Origin of the sequence: Polynucleobacter tropicus, assembly GCF_013307225.1 — a bacterium.
GTDB lineage: Bacteria > Pseudomonadota > Gammaproteobacteria > Burkholderiales > Burkholderiaceae > Polynucleobacter > Polynucleobacter tropicus.
This window is the reverse complement of sequence record NZ_CP028942.1, coordinates 1,922,759-1,939,604: the sequence shown is the minus strand read 5'-3', so window position 1 is coordinate 1,939,604 and position 16,846 is coordinate 1,922,759. Positions and strand designations below refer to the sequence as shown.

The 16,846-nt window shown below is 45.0% G+C and carries 18 protein-coding genes; 10 read left to right on the top strand and 8 right to left on the bottom strand.

Going from position 1 to position 16,846, the window contains the following annotated elements:
• Positions 1–71 precede the first annotated feature (71 nt).
• The gene (locus DCO17_RS09910; RefSeq protein ID WP_173956551.1) at positions 72–1,133 is read left to right on the top strand and encodes a homocysteine S-methyltransferase family protein; all 1,062 of its coding nucleotides are present in this window, start codon (positions 72–74) and stop codon (positions 1,131–1,133) included.
• Positions 1,130–3,892 carry a methionine synthase gene (gene metH / locus DCO17_RS09905; RefSeq protein ID WP_173956550.1) on the top strand — a complete coding sequence of 921 codons (2,763 nt, stop codon included), beginning with the start codon at positions 1,130–1,132 and terminating at the stop codon, positions 3,890–3,892. The genes DCO17_RS09910 and metH overlap by 4 nt, the downstream gene beginning before the upstream one ends.
• Here the strand turns inward: metH and DCO17_RS09900 are convergent.
• Positions 3,889–4,206 carry a DUF1840 domain-containing protein gene (locus DCO17_RS09900; protein ID WP_173956549.1) on the bottom strand — a complete coding sequence of 106 codons (318 nt, stop codon included), beginning with the start codon at positions 4,204–4,206 and terminating at the stop codon, positions 3,889–3,891. The two genes, metH and DCO17_RS09900, sit on opposite strands and share 4 nt — an antisense overlap.
• Positions 4,207–4,241: 35 nt before the next feature.
• On the opposite strand from DCO17_RS09900, the gene argS reads away from it, so the two are divergent.
• The 3 genes from argS to DCO17_RS09885 are packed head-to-tail and all read left to right on the top strand — an operon-like array spanning position 4,242 to position 7,285.
• Positions 4,242–5,969, top strand: coding sequence for an arginine--tRNA ligase (gene argS, locus DCO17_RS09895; RefSeq protein ID WP_173956548.1), 1,728 nt, complete (start codon positions 4,242–4,244; stop codon positions 5,967–5,969).
• Positions 5,970–6,004: 35 nt separating this feature from the next.
• Positions 6,005–6,634 carry an SPOR domain-containing protein gene (locus DCO17_RS09890; RefSeq protein WP_173956547.1) on the top strand — a complete coding sequence of 210 codons (630 nt, stop codon included), beginning with the start codon at positions 6,005–6,007 and terminating at the stop codon, positions 6,632–6,634.
• Between the two features lie 9 nt (positions 6,635–6,643).
• Complete coding sequence (locus DCO17_RS09885) at positions 6,644–7,285, top strand: thiol:disulfide interchange protein DsbA/DsbL (protein ID WP_173956546.1); 642 nt, start codon at positions 6,644–6,646, stop codon at positions 7,283–7,285.
• A gap of 40 nt (positions 7,286–7,325) precedes the next feature.
• On the opposite strand, the gene DCO17_RS09880 is transcribed toward DCO17_RS09885, so the two are convergent.
• The 5 genes from DCO17_RS09880 to DCO17_RS09860 are packed head-to-tail and all read right to left on the bottom strand — an operon-like array spanning position 7,326 to position 12,140.
• Complete coding sequence (locus DCO17_RS09880) at positions 7,326–8,102, bottom strand: SDR family NAD(P)-dependent oxidoreductase (RefSeq protein ID WP_173956545.1); 777 nt, start codon at positions 8,100–8,102, stop codon at positions 7,326–7,328.
• Positions 8,099–9,394: an SAM-dependent methyltransferase gene (locus DCO17_RS09875; RefSeq protein ID WP_173956544.1), complete on the bottom strand. Its 1,296-nt coding sequence runs from the start codon at positions 9,392–9,394 to the stop codon at positions 8,099–8,101. Before DCO17_RS09875 ends, DCO17_RS09880 begins: the two co-directional genes overlap by 4 nt.
• Positions 9,391–10,176, bottom strand: coding sequence for a DUF1365 domain-containing protein (locus DCO17_RS09870; protein ID WP_173956543.1), 786 nt, complete (start codon positions 10,174–10,176; stop codon positions 9,391–9,393). The genes DCO17_RS09875 and DCO17_RS09870 overlap by 4 nt, the downstream gene beginning before the upstream one ends.
• Complete coding sequence (locus DCO17_RS09865; protein WP_173956542.1) at positions 10,177–11,562, bottom strand: NAD(P)/FAD-dependent oxidoreductase; 1,386 nt, start codon at positions 11,560–11,562, stop codon at positions 10,177–10,179.
• Positions 11,559–12,140, bottom strand: coding sequence for a glutathione peroxidase (locus DCO17_RS09860; RefSeq protein ID WP_254598766.1), 582 nt, complete (start codon positions 12,138–12,140; stop codon positions 11,559–11,561). Before DCO17_RS09860 ends, DCO17_RS09865 begins: the two co-directional genes overlap by 4 nt.
• Positions 12,141–12,232: 92 nt before the next feature.
• Here DCO17_RS09860 and rfaE2 point away from each other — a divergent pair, with 92 nt between their 5' ends.
• A complete protein-coding gene (gene rfaE2 / locus DCO17_RS09855) occupies positions 12,233–12,721 on the top strand; it encodes a D-glycero-beta-D-manno-heptose 1-phosphate adenylyltransferase (RefSeq protein WP_173956541.1) in 489 nt (162 codons plus the stop codon).
• 21 nt (positions 12,722–12,742) lie between these two features.
• Here rfaE2 and DCO17_RS09850 read toward each other — a convergent pair whose 3' ends face one another.
• On the bottom strand, positions 12,743–13,555 hold the full coding sequence (locus DCO17_RS09850; RefSeq protein WP_173956540.1) for a type III pantothenate kinase: 813 nt from the start codon (positions 13,553–13,555) through the stop codon (positions 12,743–12,745).
• Complete coding sequence (locus DCO17_RS09845) at positions 13,552–14,349, bottom strand: biotin--[acetyl-CoA-carboxylase] ligase (protein ID WP_173956539.1); 798 nt, start codon at positions 14,347–14,349, stop codon at positions 13,552–13,554. Before DCO17_RS09845 ends, DCO17_RS09850 begins: the two co-directional genes overlap by 4 nt.
• Before the next feature lie 37 nt (positions 14,350–14,386).
• On the opposite strand from DCO17_RS09845, the gene DCO17_RS09840 reads away from it, so the two are divergent.
• The 4 genes from DCO17_RS09840 to DCO17_RS09825 are packed head-to-tail and all read left to right on the top strand — an operon-like array spanning position 14,387 to position 16,844.
• On the top strand, positions 14,387–15,487 hold the full coding sequence (locus tag DCO17_RS09840) for a VanZ family protein (protein WP_173956538.1): 1,101 nt from the start codon (positions 14,387–14,389) through the stop codon (positions 15,485–15,487).
• Positions 15,488–15,499: 12 nt separating this feature from the next.
• Positions 15,500–15,808: a (2Fe-2S) ferredoxin domain-containing protein gene (locus DCO17_RS09835; RefSeq protein ID WP_173956537.1), complete on the top strand. Its 309-nt coding sequence runs from the start codon at positions 15,500–15,502 to the stop codon at positions 15,806–15,808.
• A gap of 37 nt (positions 15,809–15,845) precedes the next feature.
• Positions 15,846–16,562 carry an alpha/beta hydrolase gene (locus tag DCO17_RS09830; protein WP_173956536.1) on the top strand — a complete coding sequence of 239 codons (717 nt, stop codon included), beginning with the start codon at positions 15,846–15,848 and terminating at the stop codon, positions 16,560–16,562.
• A gap of 15 nt (positions 16,563–16,577) precedes the next feature.
• Positions 16,578–16,844 carry a YbeD family protein gene (locus DCO17_RS09825; RefSeq protein ID WP_173956535.1) on the top strand — a complete coding sequence of 89 codons (267 nt, stop codon included), beginning with the start codon at positions 16,578–16,580 and terminating at the stop codon, positions 16,842–16,844.
• Positions 16,845–16,846: the final 2 nt, after the last annotated feature.

Here is a 16,846-nt window from a genome sequence, read left to right as displayed (position 1 = left end):
GGCTCCAAGGCAAATAAAAAGTGGCTTTTCCAATAGAATAAGGGATTCTAGAGATCAATCCTGGTTAAGCAATGCAATTTAATGGTTTGTCCCAGCCTTATACCCGCGGTCAGGCGCTTCCTGAGCTTTTAAAGCGACGCATCCTCATATTGGATGGCGCGATGGGGACCATGATTCAGCAATACAAGTTAACTGAAGCAGATTACCGTGGGCTACCAGGAAATGCTCGTTTTGCAGAGCACCCCGGTGACCTCAAAGGAAATAATGAATTGTTGGTGCTGACACAGCCCCAAATCATTAGCGAGATTCACGAGAAGTATTTGGATGCTGGTGCTGACATTGTTGAAACAAATACTTTTGGCGCCACCTCGGTAGCACAAGAAGATTACAAAATGCCTGGCTTGGCCCGAGAGATGAATGAGGTCTCAGCAAAACTTGCACGCGCTGCCTGTGATAAGTACAGCACTCCGAACAAGCCACGTTTTGCTGCTGGTGCGATTGGACCAACTCCAAAAACTGCGAGTATTTCTCCTGATGTAAATGATCCAGGCGCTCGCAATATTACTTTTGATGCTTTGCGTGCTTCATATCGCGAACAAATCGAAGGGCTCTTTGCGGGCGGAGTAGATTTATTTTTAGTTGAAACTATTTTCGATACGCTAAATGCAAAAGCAGCATTGTTCGCTCTCGATGAATTCTTTGAAGAGACTGGCGAGCGTTTGCCAGTCATGATTTCGGGAACTGTAACGGATGCCTCTGGAAGAATTCTTTCTGGGCAAACCGTTGAGGCGTTTTGGAATAGTTTGCGCCACATTAAGCCATTGACCTTTGGGCTCAATTGCGCTCTGGGTGCAGCCTTAATGCGCCCTTATATAGCCGAGCTAGCCCGTATTTGCGACGCTGCAGTGTCTTGCTATCCAAATGCGGGTTTACCTAACCCGATGAGTGACACAGGATTTGATGAGACCCCTGAAATTACTTCAAGGTTGGTAGATGGTTTTGCGAAAGACGGGTTAGTGAACTTGGTGGGCGGTTGCTGTGGCACCACACCAGATCATATTCGCGCAATTGCGAATGCTGTTGCAAAACGCAAGCCTAGAGTTTTCTATCGAGAAGAGGCTGAAGAAGCATGAGTAAGGTAGAAAACAAAAATCAAATGCAAACCATTCCAGCAATGAAGCTGTCTGGATTAGAGCCGTTCAATGTGACTACCGATGTCGGCTTCGTCAACATTGGAGAGCGTACCAATGTGACGGGCTCTAAAGCGTTTGCACGAATGATTCTGAATAATCAATTTGATGACGCACTCGCGGTAGCGCGTCAGCAAGTTGAAAATGGCGCCCAAGTCATTGACATCAACATGGATGAAGCAATGCTTGATTCTGAAGCGGCAATGACGCGCTTCCTCAATCTTATTGCTTCTGAACCAGATATTGCGCGCGTACCCATCATGATCGACTCTTCAAAATGGAGTGTAATTGAGGCGGGCTTAAAGTGCATACAGGGCAAGCCAATCGTTAATTCGATTTCTATGAAAGAGGGTGAGGAGCCTTTCCGTAAGCAAGCTGCTCTGATACGTCGTTATGGTGCCGCAACGGTCGTGATGGCATTTGATGAAGCTGGTCAGGCTGATACGTTCCAACGCAAGATAGAAATTTGTCAGCGAAGCTATGACATTCTCGTAAACGAGATTGGCTTTCCTGCAGAGGACATTATTTTCGACCCAAATATCTTTGCGATTGCGACTGGTATTGAAGAGCACGATAACTATGCCGTGGATTTCATTAACGCTACTCGTTGGATAAAAGAGAACCTTCCTGGTGCCAAAGTCAGTGGCGGCGTTTCAAATGTGAGCTTTTCTTTCCGTGGAAATGATCGGGTACGGGAGGCAATTCACACGGTATTTCTTTACCATGCCATTCAAGCTGGCATGGATATGGGTATCGTTAATGCTGGCCAACTGGGTGTCTATGCGGATCTTGATCCAGAATTACGTGAGCGTGTCGAAGATGTAGTGCTTAATCGTTTTAAAGAAAAAGATGGTCAAACACCAACTGAGAGACTCTTGGCGATTGCCGACCAATTTAAAGGTGATGGCACTAAGCAGGTTGAGAATTTAGTATGGCGTGAAGCGCCAGTACGCGAGCGTTTAACCCACGCCTTAGTTCATGGCATCACGACATTCATTGAAGAAGATACTGAAGAGTTGCGCGCAGAAATCATGGGCGCAGGTGGTAGACCAATCGAGGTCATTGAAGGTCCGCTGATGGATGGCATGAATGTTGTGGGCGACTTGTTTGGCGCCGGCAAAATGTTCTTACCTCAGGTGGTGAAGAGCGCGCGTGTGATGAAGCAGGCTGTAGCAATTTTGATTCCTTACATTGAGGAAGAAAAGCGCCAACACATTGCTGCGGGTGGCGAGGCTAAAGCTAAGGGCAAGATTGTGATGGCCACCGTCAAGGGCGATGTCCATGATATTGGTAAGAATATTGTTACGGTAGTGCTTCAATGTAATAACTTTGAAGTCGCCAATATGGGTGTGATGGTGCCTTGTGCGGAAATTTTGAAGCGTGCCAAAGAGGAGAATGCGGACATTGTTGGCCTCTCTGGATTAATTACACCTTCACTAGAAGAAATGACATACGTTGCGCAAGAGATGCAGCGCGATGAGTATTTCCGTTCTCGCCAAGTTCCTTTGATGATTGGTGGCGCTACGACTTCACGGGTTCATACCGCTGTAAAGATAGCGCCTCACTATGATGGCCCAGTTGTGTATGTGCCTGATGCATCTCGTTCCGTGTCTGTGGCATCAAGCCTATTGTCTGACGAGAGTGCAAAGAAATTTATTCAAGATTTACGTGATGACTATGCTCGTATTCGTGAGCAGCATGCAAATAAGAAAGCAACACCAAGCATCTCACTGGAAGAAGCGCGCAAAAATCGCGAGATGATTAATTGGTCAGCGTATGTTCCCGAGAAGCCAAAATTTATTGGACGTCGTGTCTTTAAGAATTTTGCTCTTAGCGATATTGCTAAGTACATCGACTGGACTCCATTCTTTCAGACCTGGGATTTGGCAGGAAAGTTCCCGGCCATCTTAGATGATGAAGTGGTTGGGGAAGAGGCGCGTAAGGTTTATGCTGATGCTCAGGGTATGTTGGATAAGCTGATTAAAGGACAGTGGCTTCAGGCTGATGGTGTAGTTGCTTTCTATCCCGCCAATACGGTTGGGGACGATATTGTTTTGTATAGCGACGAAGAACGCAAACACCCTTTGTTTGTTTGGCATAACTTACGTCAACAATCAGAGCGTCCAGTGATTGATGGTGTTCGCAGACCGAATCGTTGCCTGGCGGATTATGTTGCACCAAAAGATACTGGTGTTGCGGATTACATTGGTTGTTTTGCGGTGACTGCTGGTCATGGTGTTGAAAAGAAAGTGGCTGAGTTCCAAGCTAAGCATGATGATTACAGTGCCATTATGTTGAAGGCGCTAGCAGATCGTTTGGCTGAAGCTTTCGCTGAATTAATGCACCATCGTGTTCGTACGGATTTGTGGGGCTATGCAACTGATGAGTTGCTGACTAATGATCAAATGATTAATGAGGAATATCGTGGTATTCGTCCAGCACCTGGGTATCCTGCCTGCCCTGCGCATGAAGTGAAGGAAGATTTACTTCGTGTGATTGGGTCTGAAGATATCGGCATGACCCTTACTGAATCTCTGGCGATGAATCCTGCGTCAAGCGTAAGCGGTTTCTATTTGGCTCATCCAGACGCGCAATATTTCAATGTTGGAAAAATTACCTCAGAGCAACTTGAGGATTTAGCAAAACGTCGCGGCCAATCAGTTAATGATGTACGACGTCAACTTGCGAGCTTGGTTGATTAAACGCCCCACATGATGGGCTCGTTTTTTGCTCGAGCCTGTTTCATGAGTTCTAAAAATGGATACGCCCTTTGACCAAGTCGATCAGCTAACTTGGGTTTCTCGGATTCACTATCTTTATTTTCACTCGCTTTTTTGCGCTCCTCTAGATCATTCAAGATGGCAGTTTCTAGGGTGGTAATCAGGGCGGGCAATTGCTCTTGAGTCAAAATTCCCCTGGGCTCAAGCGGGCGACCCAAGATATCGAAGATTCGCTTGGTCAGATCAGCCAGCATGATGACATCTGGACCAGCTTTAGAGCGAAATTGATAGATCATTTCAACAGCTTACCACCTGATAAACTCACTTATCTATGTTGCAGACCAATAAAAACCGTTTAATTGATATGTTGAGCTCGGCTCTACAAGGCCTTGCTCAGGAGCGTGGCTTAGATGGTGCCCCAACCCCCCGTTTAGAAAGGCCAAAGGCGGTCGATCATGGGGATGTGGCATGTAATATCGCCCTCCAGCTTTCAAAGGCATGGAAGCTCAATCCGCGAGATTTGGCTCAAACCTTAGTAGATCGACTGCAAAAACAAGCTGGCTTCGATCAATTAATTTCATCCTGCGAAATCGCGGGTCCCGGTTTTATTAATTTTCGATTGAGTAACCAAGCTAAAACTGCGGTTGTTGGAGAGATTCTTGCGTCTGGTGTTCATTTTGGTGAAGTTACACAGGGCTCTGGACCAGTTAGCAGCGCCATGATTGAGTTTGTTTCGGCAAACCCAACCGGTCCTTTGCATGTTGGACATGGTAGACAGGCCGCTCTTGGGGATGCATTAGCTAACTTATTGGCTACTCAAGGAATCAAAGTACATCGTGAGTTTTATTACAACGATGCTGGTGTACAAATTGCGAATCTAGCGTTGTCTGTTCAAGCACGCTTACAGGGTCTAAAACCTGGAGATGCCGATTGGCCTGAGCAGGCTTATAACGGTGAATATATTGCAGAAATTGCTTCTGCTTTTAAAGCGTCGCCCGATTATCAAGATGATCTTGAGTCCATTCGTAAATTTGCAGTGGCATATTTGCGTAACGAACAAGATATTGATTTGAAGACTTTTGGTGTGAAGTTTGATTGTTACTACTTGGAGTCATCCTTGTATACAGATGGCAGTGTCAATCAGATCGTTCAAGATTTGCAGACAATCGGAAAAACCTATGAAGCTGAAGGCGCCTTGTGGTTGAAGACCACCGATGACGGCGATGATAAAGATCGCGTGATGCGAAAGTCAGATGGAAGCTTTACTTATTTTGTTCCGGATGTGGCTTATCACACCAGCAAATGGAATCGTGGCTTTGAGAAAGTGATTAACGTGCAAGGAAGCGATCACCACGGAACCATCGCTCGTGTACGCTCTGGCTTACAAGGTGTTGCTCAAAAACGTGGATGGGATATTCCGAAGACCTACCCAGATTATGTTTTGCATAAGATGGTGACCGTGATGCGTCATGGTGAAGAGGTAAAGATTTCAAAACGTGCAGGTTCTTATGTGACTGTGCGCGATCTCATCGAGTGGTCCGGTGGCGTTACCCCAGAAATGACTCCCGAAGAAAGAGAATTAGCATTACAGCGTGGGCGTGATGCGGTTCGCTTCTTCTTGATATCTCGTAAAGCCGACACTGAATTCGTATTCGATATTGATTTAGCCCTTGCACAAAATGATGAGAACCCAGTGTTCTATGTGCAGTACGCACATGCGCGTATTAGCTCAATCTTGCAGCAATGGGGTGGCAAGCCTGTTGATTTAACAAATACCGATCTATCCTTATTGCAAAGCAAAGCATCTGATCATTTGTTAAGACGTTTGGCAGAGTATCCAGAGGTTTTAACCAATGCGGCAGCAGAGCTGGCGCCGCATGCCCTTGCTTTCTACTTGCGTGACTTGGCTGGTGATTTCCATACCTTCTACAACGCTGATCGTGTGTTGGTAGATGATGAGCCGTTAAAACTTGCCCGCCTTGCATTGTTGTCGGCAACACGCCAGGTTCTGCAGAATGGATTGAGAGTCTTAGGGGTATCCGCGCCAGCGAAGATGTAGTGGCAATGAATGAAGTGAATATGTAAGATTAGGATATGATGAAAAAACCGAATCAACTAGCAAGCTTCAAAAAGCAAAACATAGATGCCAATATGAACGCCTCAAATTACAACTCTCAGTATGGCGGAACCATTCTGGGTTTTGTGTTTGGCTTAGGTGCTGGCTTGGGGATTGCTTTTGTAATTGCTTTTTATCTTTCTAAAAATACTCCACAAGAAAGACCTGGAGTTCGGGCGCCGAATCTACCAATGACGATTAAGCCTGCAACTCCAGCTGAGGGTGAAGCTGCTGCACCAGCTGAGCAGCCGGATTTAAATAAGCCTTTGCAGGGCAAGCTTCCGGCGCCTGCATCCAGTGACCCTATTGGTGATTTGGTCAGCGGCAAGAAATCAGCCGAGGCAGCTAGCTCTGCAGCTGCTCCAAAAGGCGACGCGATTTATTTCTTACAGGTAGGCGCATTTACAAAACGTGCTGACGCAGATGCTCAAAAGGCGGTCTTAGCAATTCAAGGAATTCAGGCGCAATTGAGCGAAGTAACTAGTGATGGCAATACTTTGTGGCGTGTTCGTACTGGACCCTACGTCAGCGTTGAAGAAAGCAGTCCAGCTCGCGATAAATTAAATGGTATGGGTATTAAATCTACTCTCATTAAAACAAGTAAATAAACTGCAAATATGATCTCATTTAGCAAACGAATTTTTTTAGCATTTACCTTGGTGTTTTTGTGTGGCGCAGTCCATGCACAGAAAATTGAAGAAGGTTTTGATTATCGAGTTCTGCCTGTGCCGCAGCCAATAGAGGCAAAAGGGAAGGTCGAGGTTATTGAGTTTTTTTGGTACGGTTGTCCACACTGTTATGACTTTGAGCCTGAGTTAAGCGCTTGGGTTAAACGTCAACCTAAGGATGTCGTTTTCCGTAGAGTGCCAGTAGCATTTCGGGATGATTTCTTGCCCCATAGCCAGTTGTACTATGCCCTTGAGTCGATGGGCAAAGGTGATGCGCTTAATGAAAAGGTGATGTATGCGATGCATAAAGAAAATAAGCGTCTACTTACCGAAACTGAAATTGCAGATTGGGTTGCTTCACAGGGTGTTGATCGCAATAGTTTCCTTGCAACTTACCGTTCCTTTGCTGTTGTTTCAAAAGCGAGAGCTGCGAAACAATTGACCGAGGCTTATCGCATTGATGGTGTGCCAACTATTGTGATGCAAGGTAAGTACGTAACTTCGCCATCGATTGCTGGCACTAAGGCCAAGGCGATTGCAGTGATGGATTATCTTGAAGAAAAAATTCGCAAAGATAAATATCGGCAATAGTCACCAATAATGATTAATCAAGCCTGAGTTTAACCAGGCTTCAGATTTTCACGAAGCGTCGCACAATCCAAAAATAGATTGGGTAAGGTAAGATTCTCAGGAACTTCAAAAACCTTGAGAATCGTTTTGGAAAGTGAATATCAAATTCACCTTTCTGAATGCCTTTTAATATTTCCGAGGCGGCTTCTTCGGCGCTAATTAGAGCGGGCATTTCAAAATCATTCTGTGCGGTCGCCTCTGTTGCCACAAAGCCTGGAGAAATCATATGCACCCCAATGCCTTTGGGAAGTAAGTCGTAGTACAGGATTTCGCAAAAGTTGATGATGGCTGCTTTGCTGGGGCCGTATGCCAAAGCCTTGGGTAAGCCGCTATAGCCGGCAACACTGCCCACAATCGCAATATTTCCCTGTTGAGTCTGAAGCATTTTTTGCAGCACAAGCCCTACCGCTTTCATAGGTCCAAGAAGATTAGCGTCAATAGTTTTTTCGGCAATATGAATATCAAAGTCATCAGCTCTCAAGGGGGTGTAGATGCCCGATACGAATAAGAGTAAATCGATTCCGCCCCACGCTTTGATAATCTTTTCATAAGCAGTAGCTAGCTGATCATCATTGGTCACATCTAGCGGTATTACTAATGCTTGATCAACTTTTGCTTCTTGCGCAATCGTGTTTAAGCGCTCAACCCTTCTACTGGAAAGAATGACTCGCGCATTTTGGTTAATTAATGATTTAGCGCATGCCTCACCAATTCCACTGGAAGCGCCAATAATCCAAATGCGCTTACCCGAAAAGCTGTCGATTCCTTTTTGCTTCATGGAGTCAGAGCATCAGACGATGCCTTTGATAATGAGTGGCTCAAAGTAAATTGCACAACATCAATGCTGCGCTCCGCAAACCCAGCAGAGCAATACATAAGATAAAAATTCCAGAGCCGAACAAAAGCTTCATCGAAACCTAGATCGCGAATTTCTTGAAGTTTTTGATTAAAGTTATCGCGCCAGATAGAGAGTGTTTTGGCGTAATCCATTCCGAATGCAAATTCGTTTTCGATTCTTAATCCTGCTTTAGTGGCGGTAGCTTTAAAACTAGCGCGTGATGGAAGCATGCCTCCAGGGAATACATATTGCTGAATAAAATCGGTGCTGTGACGATAGCGCTCGAACAAATGATCGGCGATGACAATCGTTTGAATGCATGCTTTGCCATTAGGTTTAAGGCATTTTGCAAGCGTTTGAAAATATTCTGGCCAATGCTTTTCGCCAACGGCCTCGAACATTTCAACGGAAGCGATGCCATCAAATTGTTCTTGGCAGTCCCGATAGTCTTGTAGGCGAACCTCGAAATGATTTGGGTTACTTGAAATCGCCTTGAGGTTTTTTAGTCGATTTTCCGCGAACGCTTTTTGCTCGGTTGATAAAGTAAGCCCTGTGATTGATCTGCCGCTGAGCAATGCTTCTTCCATAACACCGCCCCAGCCACAGCCAACTTCTAAAATGTGATCGCCTGGATTGGTATTGAGAGAGCTCAAGATGCGTTTGATTTTGGCCCGTTGTGCATTAGCAAGAGTTTGCTTATCGCCCTCAGAAAACCAAGCGCTGGAATAACTCATACTAGGATCAAGCCATAGGCTATAGAAAGAATTGCCTAAGTCGTAGTGCGCATGAATATTTTTGCGGCTTCCCGATTTTGTGTTGTCTCTTAGCCAATGCTTCAAGCGGTAAAGAATAGATCCAAGCCAGCTACCGTAAATTGCTTTTTCTAGGATGGTGCGGTTGCGAATGGCAAGTTCCAAAATCGTTTTTAAGTCAGCGCTATCCCACTCTCCTCGAATGTAGCTTTCTGCAAAGCCAATGTCCCCATGCGTCCGGAGTTCCTTAAATACTTTCCAATCGAAAATTTGAATATCAGCTTGCAGCGCATCTGTTTTATTCCCAAATTCCCTTACCTGGCCATTCGGCAAAGTCATTTTGAGATAGCCGCTATTTAACTGAGATAGCAGGCCGAGAACAAATTGTGTGCTGTAGTCACCTTTAGGTGAATGCGATATGCCTCTTTTATGATTTGAAAAATTGAGGCGTGAAAGTAAATTTTGTCCTGGGCGATTCATTTGCTAACTTCAAACTCGGGTGGTTTGGGTTTTGAGTGAAAGGGTACACCTTTTAGCCATAATTTCAATGCCTGCCAATGAATACGAAATATCACCCCGAGACTCATCAAGGGGTAGCGCATTAGAGCTAGATATAGAGCAGATTTAGTAAGGGGGCGACTAATTCCGCTGATACTAGTGTTAATGAGCGGCATCTCATCTTCATGCAGTTCAATTCTGGCAAGGATATTTCGTTTGGATTGGCTATCTTCGGCAAATAAGAACCGAAATTGGTATTCGCCACGAACCTCGCAAAATGGTGAGACATGAAATACTTTTTTGCTACTGAGTGTTTCGCCAGATCGGAGTGCTCCGCCGGAATCCTTGTGCAGCAAGTAGCAATGCCGTTCACCAAAAGTATTGTTCACTTCGGCTAAGATTGCGCGGACTGTTTTATCTGCATCAGTGCAAATCCAAAAACTGACGGGATTAAAGACATACCCCAGAACTCTGGGAAAGGTCTGCAACCAAATTTCACCATCAATTTGGTTGATGCCATGTTCCTGCAAAATCCCTTCGATCCACGCAAGGCTATCAGCTTCCCCGCGACCGTGATCTTTATCGTATAAAGAACATAAGCCTGGGCGATTGTCACTTAAGCCTGAGTCATTCAAAAGGAGCGGGTCACGTTTACGCGCCCGCATAGGAATAGAGACGGTGAAAACACCATATGAGAATGCATTTTTTGCCGGCCTTAAGCGGCTATGCTTAACTACACCAAAGTTGATTTTTGCTTGATTCATTTAGCAAGTATCTTGCTTGGGAATTGCATTTAATGGCGAGTGAAGGCTCTCGATTAATGCCTCTGCAACGAGCTCTCCAGAGCGTAATCCATCTTCGTGAAAGCCAAATCCGGTCCAGGCGCCGCAATACCAAATTGAGGATGCGCCTTGAATGAGTGGCAATTCTTTTTGTGCCTGAATTGCCTTCATATCAAATACAGGATGTGAATACTGAATTTCTTGTTGTACTAATTTTGGATCGGGTTCTGCGGAAGGGTTTAAGCTCACAATGATTTGTGTGTCTTGTAGTACTTGTGGTAGAGGTTGCAGACGGTTAATTAGGTAGTTCACGCTCACATGTTGCTTGGATGATGGCGTAGCGCCTGATTTTGCGGTGTAGTTCCATGCCGCCCAGCAACACTTCGTTTCTGGCAGAAAATTTGTATCAGTGTGGAGAATAGCGCGATTCTGTTGGTATGGAATAGCAGCCAAAATATCTTTGGCTTCTTGGCCAATGCCGTGAAGCAGAGCTAGAGTTTGATCGCTATGGCAGGCCATTACTACCTCATCAAACAAAGCAGATCCTGAGGCGCTAATAACTTCAGCAGTAGATGCATCTTTCGCTGCATTAACACGCAATACACCCTCACGCTTAATGGCGACATGATTTTGTTCAAGGGCATGCACGATACGCTTTACGTATTCGCGCGAACCCCCACGAACTGTAAGCCACTGAGGCCGGTTCTGAATTTGCAAAAGGCCATGATTGTGACAAAAGCGAATCATGGTTTGGATGGGGAACTCGAGCATCTGCTCAACAGAGCATGACCAAATTGCGCCAATCATTGGTAAAAAATAATTTTCTCTAAAGCTTTGGCTAAAGCGATTGCGATCTAAGAAGCTTGCAATGGTTTCATCCGGTTCTGAATATTGATGACCAGCGGCAATTTGATCATGAGCCAATTTAGTTGCCATGCGATTGAAGCGCAGAATGTCATAGGTCATCCGCCAGAAAGAGGGGGATAGCAAGTTGGATCGCTGACCAAAGAGAGAGTTAATATCATTGCCGGCCCACTCAAGCTTGGGGTGAGTCGGATTCTTCTGAGAGGTATCAATGGAAACTGAAAATGACATTTCAGAAGGCGCAATTGGAACCTGAATCTCTTCAAAGAGTCTTACTAGGCGCGGATAAGTTTTGCGATTGAAAACTAGAAAACCAGTATCGACACCATAAGACAATTGCTTGCCAGCGTGCTGATAAGTGAAATCAACAGTATTGCTATGCCCGCCAATGTGGTTTCCGCCCTCGTAGACGGTGATCTCTATGTTGGGTTGCTGGCGAAGAGCATATGCGCATCCTAAGCCAGAAATGCCGGCGCCGATGATGGCAATTCTTTTTTTGCTCACCGCACTTTTTCCTCTAAAAGTTTTTCGATCTGCTCAGTAATTGAATTACTTGTTGGTTTTGTAACGCTACCGAAGGAATCTATCACGTTACCTTTGCGATCAATCAAATATTTATAAAAGTTCCACTTCGGTGTAGTACCAGTTTTTGCAATCAGCATTTTGAAAAATGAGTTTGGATTACTTCCAGAAACACTGCTCTTTGCAAACATCGGAAATTTGACGTCATAAGTGTTTTTGCAGAAATCGGCAATTTCTTTATTGCTACCAGGCTCTTGTTGCCCAAAATCATTTGATGGAAATCCTAAAACTACAAAACCTTTGTCTTTGTATTTGGCATAAATTTTTTCCAGCCCTTCATATTGGCTCGTAAATCCACAAAAGCTAGCAGTATTAACCACCAAAATAACCTTGCCTTGATATTGGCAGAGATTTTGAGGGGCCTCATCCTGTAGGCGAGGGAATGTGTGCGATAACAGGGGGCTGCAGCTGGGGGCCGCTTTTGCAGTGTTAAATATGGAGAGGCCAATAAAAAATACAAAGAGCCAAGTGGTCAGGCGTCCATTTACTTTAGGATTCATAAAGAGTCTCTTTTCTTCTAGTTATGCCTGCCAAGTCTAAGACATATTGATGAATATCGCAGGGCAAGACTCAAAGCTATTAATATTGCAGTATGAGTACATACCCTTCACCCTCTTTTGAGTCTAAAGTTTGCAACCCAGCGCAACTTCAGGATCGTATTTCAAAATTACCAAGACCCCTTGTTTTTACCAATGGTGTCTTTGATATTTTGCATCGTGGGCATGCCAGCTATCTCGCTCAAGCGCGTGCACTAGGTGCCAGCTTGGTGGTTGGAGTTAACTCAGATGCCTCAGTCAAAATGCTGGGTAAGGGTGATGACAGGCCAATCAATGCTGAAGCAGATCGTCAGGCTTTGTTGGCAGCATTAGAGAGTGTTGACTTGGCGGTAATATTTACCGAACAAACGCCAGTAAATCTAATTGAGCAAATTCACCCAGATATTTATGTCAAGGGTGGGGATTATGAGATCGATACCCTGGCTGAGACTAAGCTAGTAAAGACCTGGGGAGGCAAGGCAGTTGCTATCCCATTTTTGTATGAACGTTCAACTACTAGCTTATTGGGAAAAATACGCTCATAGAAGTTTATTTGCTTTTTGGTTTTAGATATTTTTCAAAAGCCAGGCCCAAACACCGCGTAATACTAAGCCTTCGCTGACTTCAATTTTCTCAGTGCCTAGTAGATTCGCTTGCTGAATTTGATTCATAAGCGTTTTTGCATTGCCCCCATCCAGCCAAATTTTTTCAATTGGCACATTCATCTGTTTAGCTAGATCTAGTGCGTATTGAATTGCGCCAATTTGTGCTGCATCACACCCGCCAATAATGGCTTCGTTTGTAGAGGTCCCAAATCCTTGCGTAGATGCATCGCGAGCTGCAAGTGGAAGTTGCGCCGTATTGGCCTCAAGGCTCTGATGCATCAAGCTGAGGCCCGGCAGAATCCAGCCGCCATAGTGCATTCCATTTGAGCCTAATACATCAATAGTCGTAGCGGTACCCGCATTGACGATTAGAGAGTTTGTTTTGGATAGGCAGCGGGCACCAATAATAGCGCTCCAGCGATCAGATCCTAATTTACTTGGGTCTTGATAAAGGGTGCGCATTCCATCAAAGGCGCTATCACCACTAAGTTGTTTCCACTGAATATCTTGCCATTGTGGAAATAAAGATTGGAGTTGATGGATTGCCTCTTTGCCGGCAACACAGCTAAATGCAATTGCATCTGGCTTTGGTAATGTTTTGGAGATGTAATCAGCAAGCTCGGCACGATGCTCTGGCGACTGAAGTGATTGGGTGTTAATCGAACCAGAGTAATCCCATAATTTTTTTTGTTGATCGGAAGGTTGTTTTGTGGACTCTACTGCAGCCCATTTGAGGCGCGTATTACCAACATCAAAAATTAAATATAGGCTCATGACTGCACCCTTAGAGAAACATCGCCCGCATAAATTGAAATCACTTTTTCATTTTGCTCAAGTAGAAGTGCGCCATCTATACCAATGCCTTTTGCTACCCCATATATGGACTCTTTACCAGCCCCTGAAAGGCGGACACCTTGATTTGCATAGGCGTCCCATGTGCTCCATTCTTGTTGGTAAGGAGTAAATCCTCGGACATCAAAGTCTTGAAAGTGTTGCACTAAGGAGTCAAGCAAACTTAACCAAAGATACTCAGCGTCTGGTAGCGCTGAATTTTCTGGCAACAGATCCTCAATTGCGCTGACTTTTGCGCCGACCTCATGAATATTTTTTTCTATTGAACTTGCATTGCGTAAATTGAGGCCAATACCAACAATCATCCAACTAGGGTCGGTAGGTTTTGCTTGTCCACCCTCAATCAAAATTCCACCGAGTTTAGCGTTGTTGAGTAGTAGATCATTTGGCCACTTTAGGCGAAGGCCTGATTGCAGCAGTAGAGACTTTTCTAGACTGCAAGCTTTTGCGATGCCCTCAATTACTGCTAAGCCTACTAATAGACTTAGGCCTGCTAATTGGGCGGGGCTCCTTTTAAAAGGGTAGGCAATAGAAAAGCAGATGGAATCATCTGGGTTTGATAACCAGGTCCGCCCAGCCCTCCCTTTTCCGGCAGTCTGTCTATGGGCAATTCTGGCTACAGGGTCAATTAGCTGACCCGAGCGCCAACGCTCCAGAAGATCATCATTGGTGGACCTGGTCTCAGCAACGCGTTCGAGGATGCAATTAGCAGTCATTTCGCCATTGTAGAAAGGTCTGACCTAGAATTGTGGAATGCATTCAAAAGATCACCGCCCCCGCCAGTTGTTATGGCCATTGCAGGCCATGCCACTTGCGCGTGCAATGAGTCTTGTTTATGCCCTGTTGATTGTATATATGAGCTTAAACCCGTTTGATTTTAATTTTGACAATGGTATTAGCCCATATGCATGGATTGATGCCCCGTTACCGCGATTTATTACGCTTTTCGATGTTTCGGTAAATATCTTGGCTTACATCCCTTTTGGATTTTTATTGGTTTTCGCTGCATACCCACGTTGGCAAAATTTTGTTGCATTAGGTATAGCCATTAGCTTGAGCGCAGTGTTGGCACTGAGCGTGGAAACTTTGCAGTCATGGTTGCCAACGCGTATTCCTAGTCTGATGGATTGGTGGGCAAATGTATTTGGAGGTTTATTAGGAGCTTTGTTGGCTATTCCTTTAGGCCCCCAGTGGTTATCTGGGAGCGCATTGCGACGAAGATTTGACCAGTGGTTTGGTTTGAATTGGGCTGTATGCGCACTCTTTCTGCTTTTTCCTTGGTCACAAATTTATCCGCAAAGTTCATGGTTAGGAGTTGGCGTTTGGGGGCATGTCATATTTGGTTCAATTGATTGGGGAACTCTTGTGGTCAATCAAATTGCCCAAGAGATGTTCATTACGGGCTTTTGTTGGCTGGGGGCGGCCTTGCTTCTTTCTTTGGGGATGCGAGCTAAGGCGCCACAGTGGCAGATCTTAAATGGCTTGCTCTGCTTCACCGTTGTTCTAAAAACCTTATTCACGGCTCTGCAGTTTGGTGTTGAGTTCAGCTTTATTTGGCTTACTGCGGGTGCATTTTGGGGAATGTTTTTAGCAACCATTGCTTTACGCTGGGCTTTAGGCTTGCCTCAACGAACTAAATGGATTTTGGCAATCTGTTGTTTGATTGGCGTCACTGTCGTTATTAACATAATGCCCGATAATCCTTATTTCATTTTGACTTTAAGACATTGGAATCAAGGACGGCTATTGCACTTTAATGAGTTGATGCAGTGGGTATCAGTCATATGGCTACCCATGGCTTTTGTTTGGATGATTCGAAACGCATTTCGCCCTGAACCACATTCCCAGTACTGAACCTATTTACCTATGGCTTTTTCTCACCATCTATTCTTTTGTTTAAATCAGCGCAGCAACGGTGAAGATTGTTGCGATCGTCATAACGCATTTGCTCTATTTGAGTATGCGAAGAACAGAGTTAAAGAATTAGGTCTTGCGGGTCCTGGAAAAATTCGGGTCAATAAAGCAGGCTGCCTAGATCGTTGTGCTGATGGTCCGGTAATGGTTGTCTATCCAGAGGGTATTTGGTATACCTTGGTTGATCAAGAAGATGTGGAAGAAATTATTCAGTCCCACTTAATTAAAGGTGCCCCCGTAGCTCGCTTGCAGCTTGCGTAGACTGTTGTAATTGTTTTTATTGTTGAAAGTGTTTTGTATGAATAGCCGTACTAAATTAATACAGATTGATGGAATTGTTGGCCCAATCGAAATGTCGATCGATCTACCAGACGAACTGAAAAACGACCCTGACTTTGCGGTGCGAGGTCTAGCATTGGTGGCTCACCCTCATCCATTGATGGGTGGAACCATGGATAACAAAGTTGCGCAAACAATGGCTCGTTCATTTAATCAATTGGGTTATGTGAGTGTGCGTCCCAATTTTCGTGGCGTTGGTGGAACCGCCGGTGTGCATGATGATGGCGTTGGAGAATTAGAGGATTTATTGCACGTTACCGAGTGGATGCAAACCCCATCTAGTTGGTCCCAGTTTGAGGTAGCCGCCAGTCACCCTTGGGTGAATTCAGCGAATACTTTGCCGCTAGTCGTTTCTGGGTTTTCATTCGGCAGTTTTGTAGGTAGTCATCTGGTTCAGCGATTGGCGGAGCTGGGCAGACCGGCTGAGCGTCTTGTGATGGTGGGAAGTGCCGCAGGAAAGTGGACTTTGGCACAAGCGCCTTCAGACACGATTTTGATCCATGGTGAATTGGATGAAACTATTCCTTTGATTGATGTCCTTGATTGGGCGCGTCCACAAGAATTAACAGTCCAAGTAGTGCCTGGCGCTGATCATTTTTTCCATCGCAGATTACATTGCATCCGCAACATCATTACTGGCGCTTGGTTAGGTATGCCAGATCATCGCAAGCAATAAGAGAAGAGTATCAATATGTCCGAAGAAAAATCTTTAATCGAATATCCATCTTTATTTCCGATCAAGGTCATGGGAAAAAATATTCCTGAGTATTTGCCTGCAATTTTGCATATTGCAAAACAGTTCGACCCTACCTTTGATGAAAGCAAGGTAGAGCAGCGGCCTTCAAAGGATGGAAATTATTTAGGCATTACATTGCCCATTACAGCGACTAGTCGAGAGCAATTGGATGAGCTATATCGCACCCTGTCTACCCATCCACTAGTAAGCATTGTTCTCTAAGA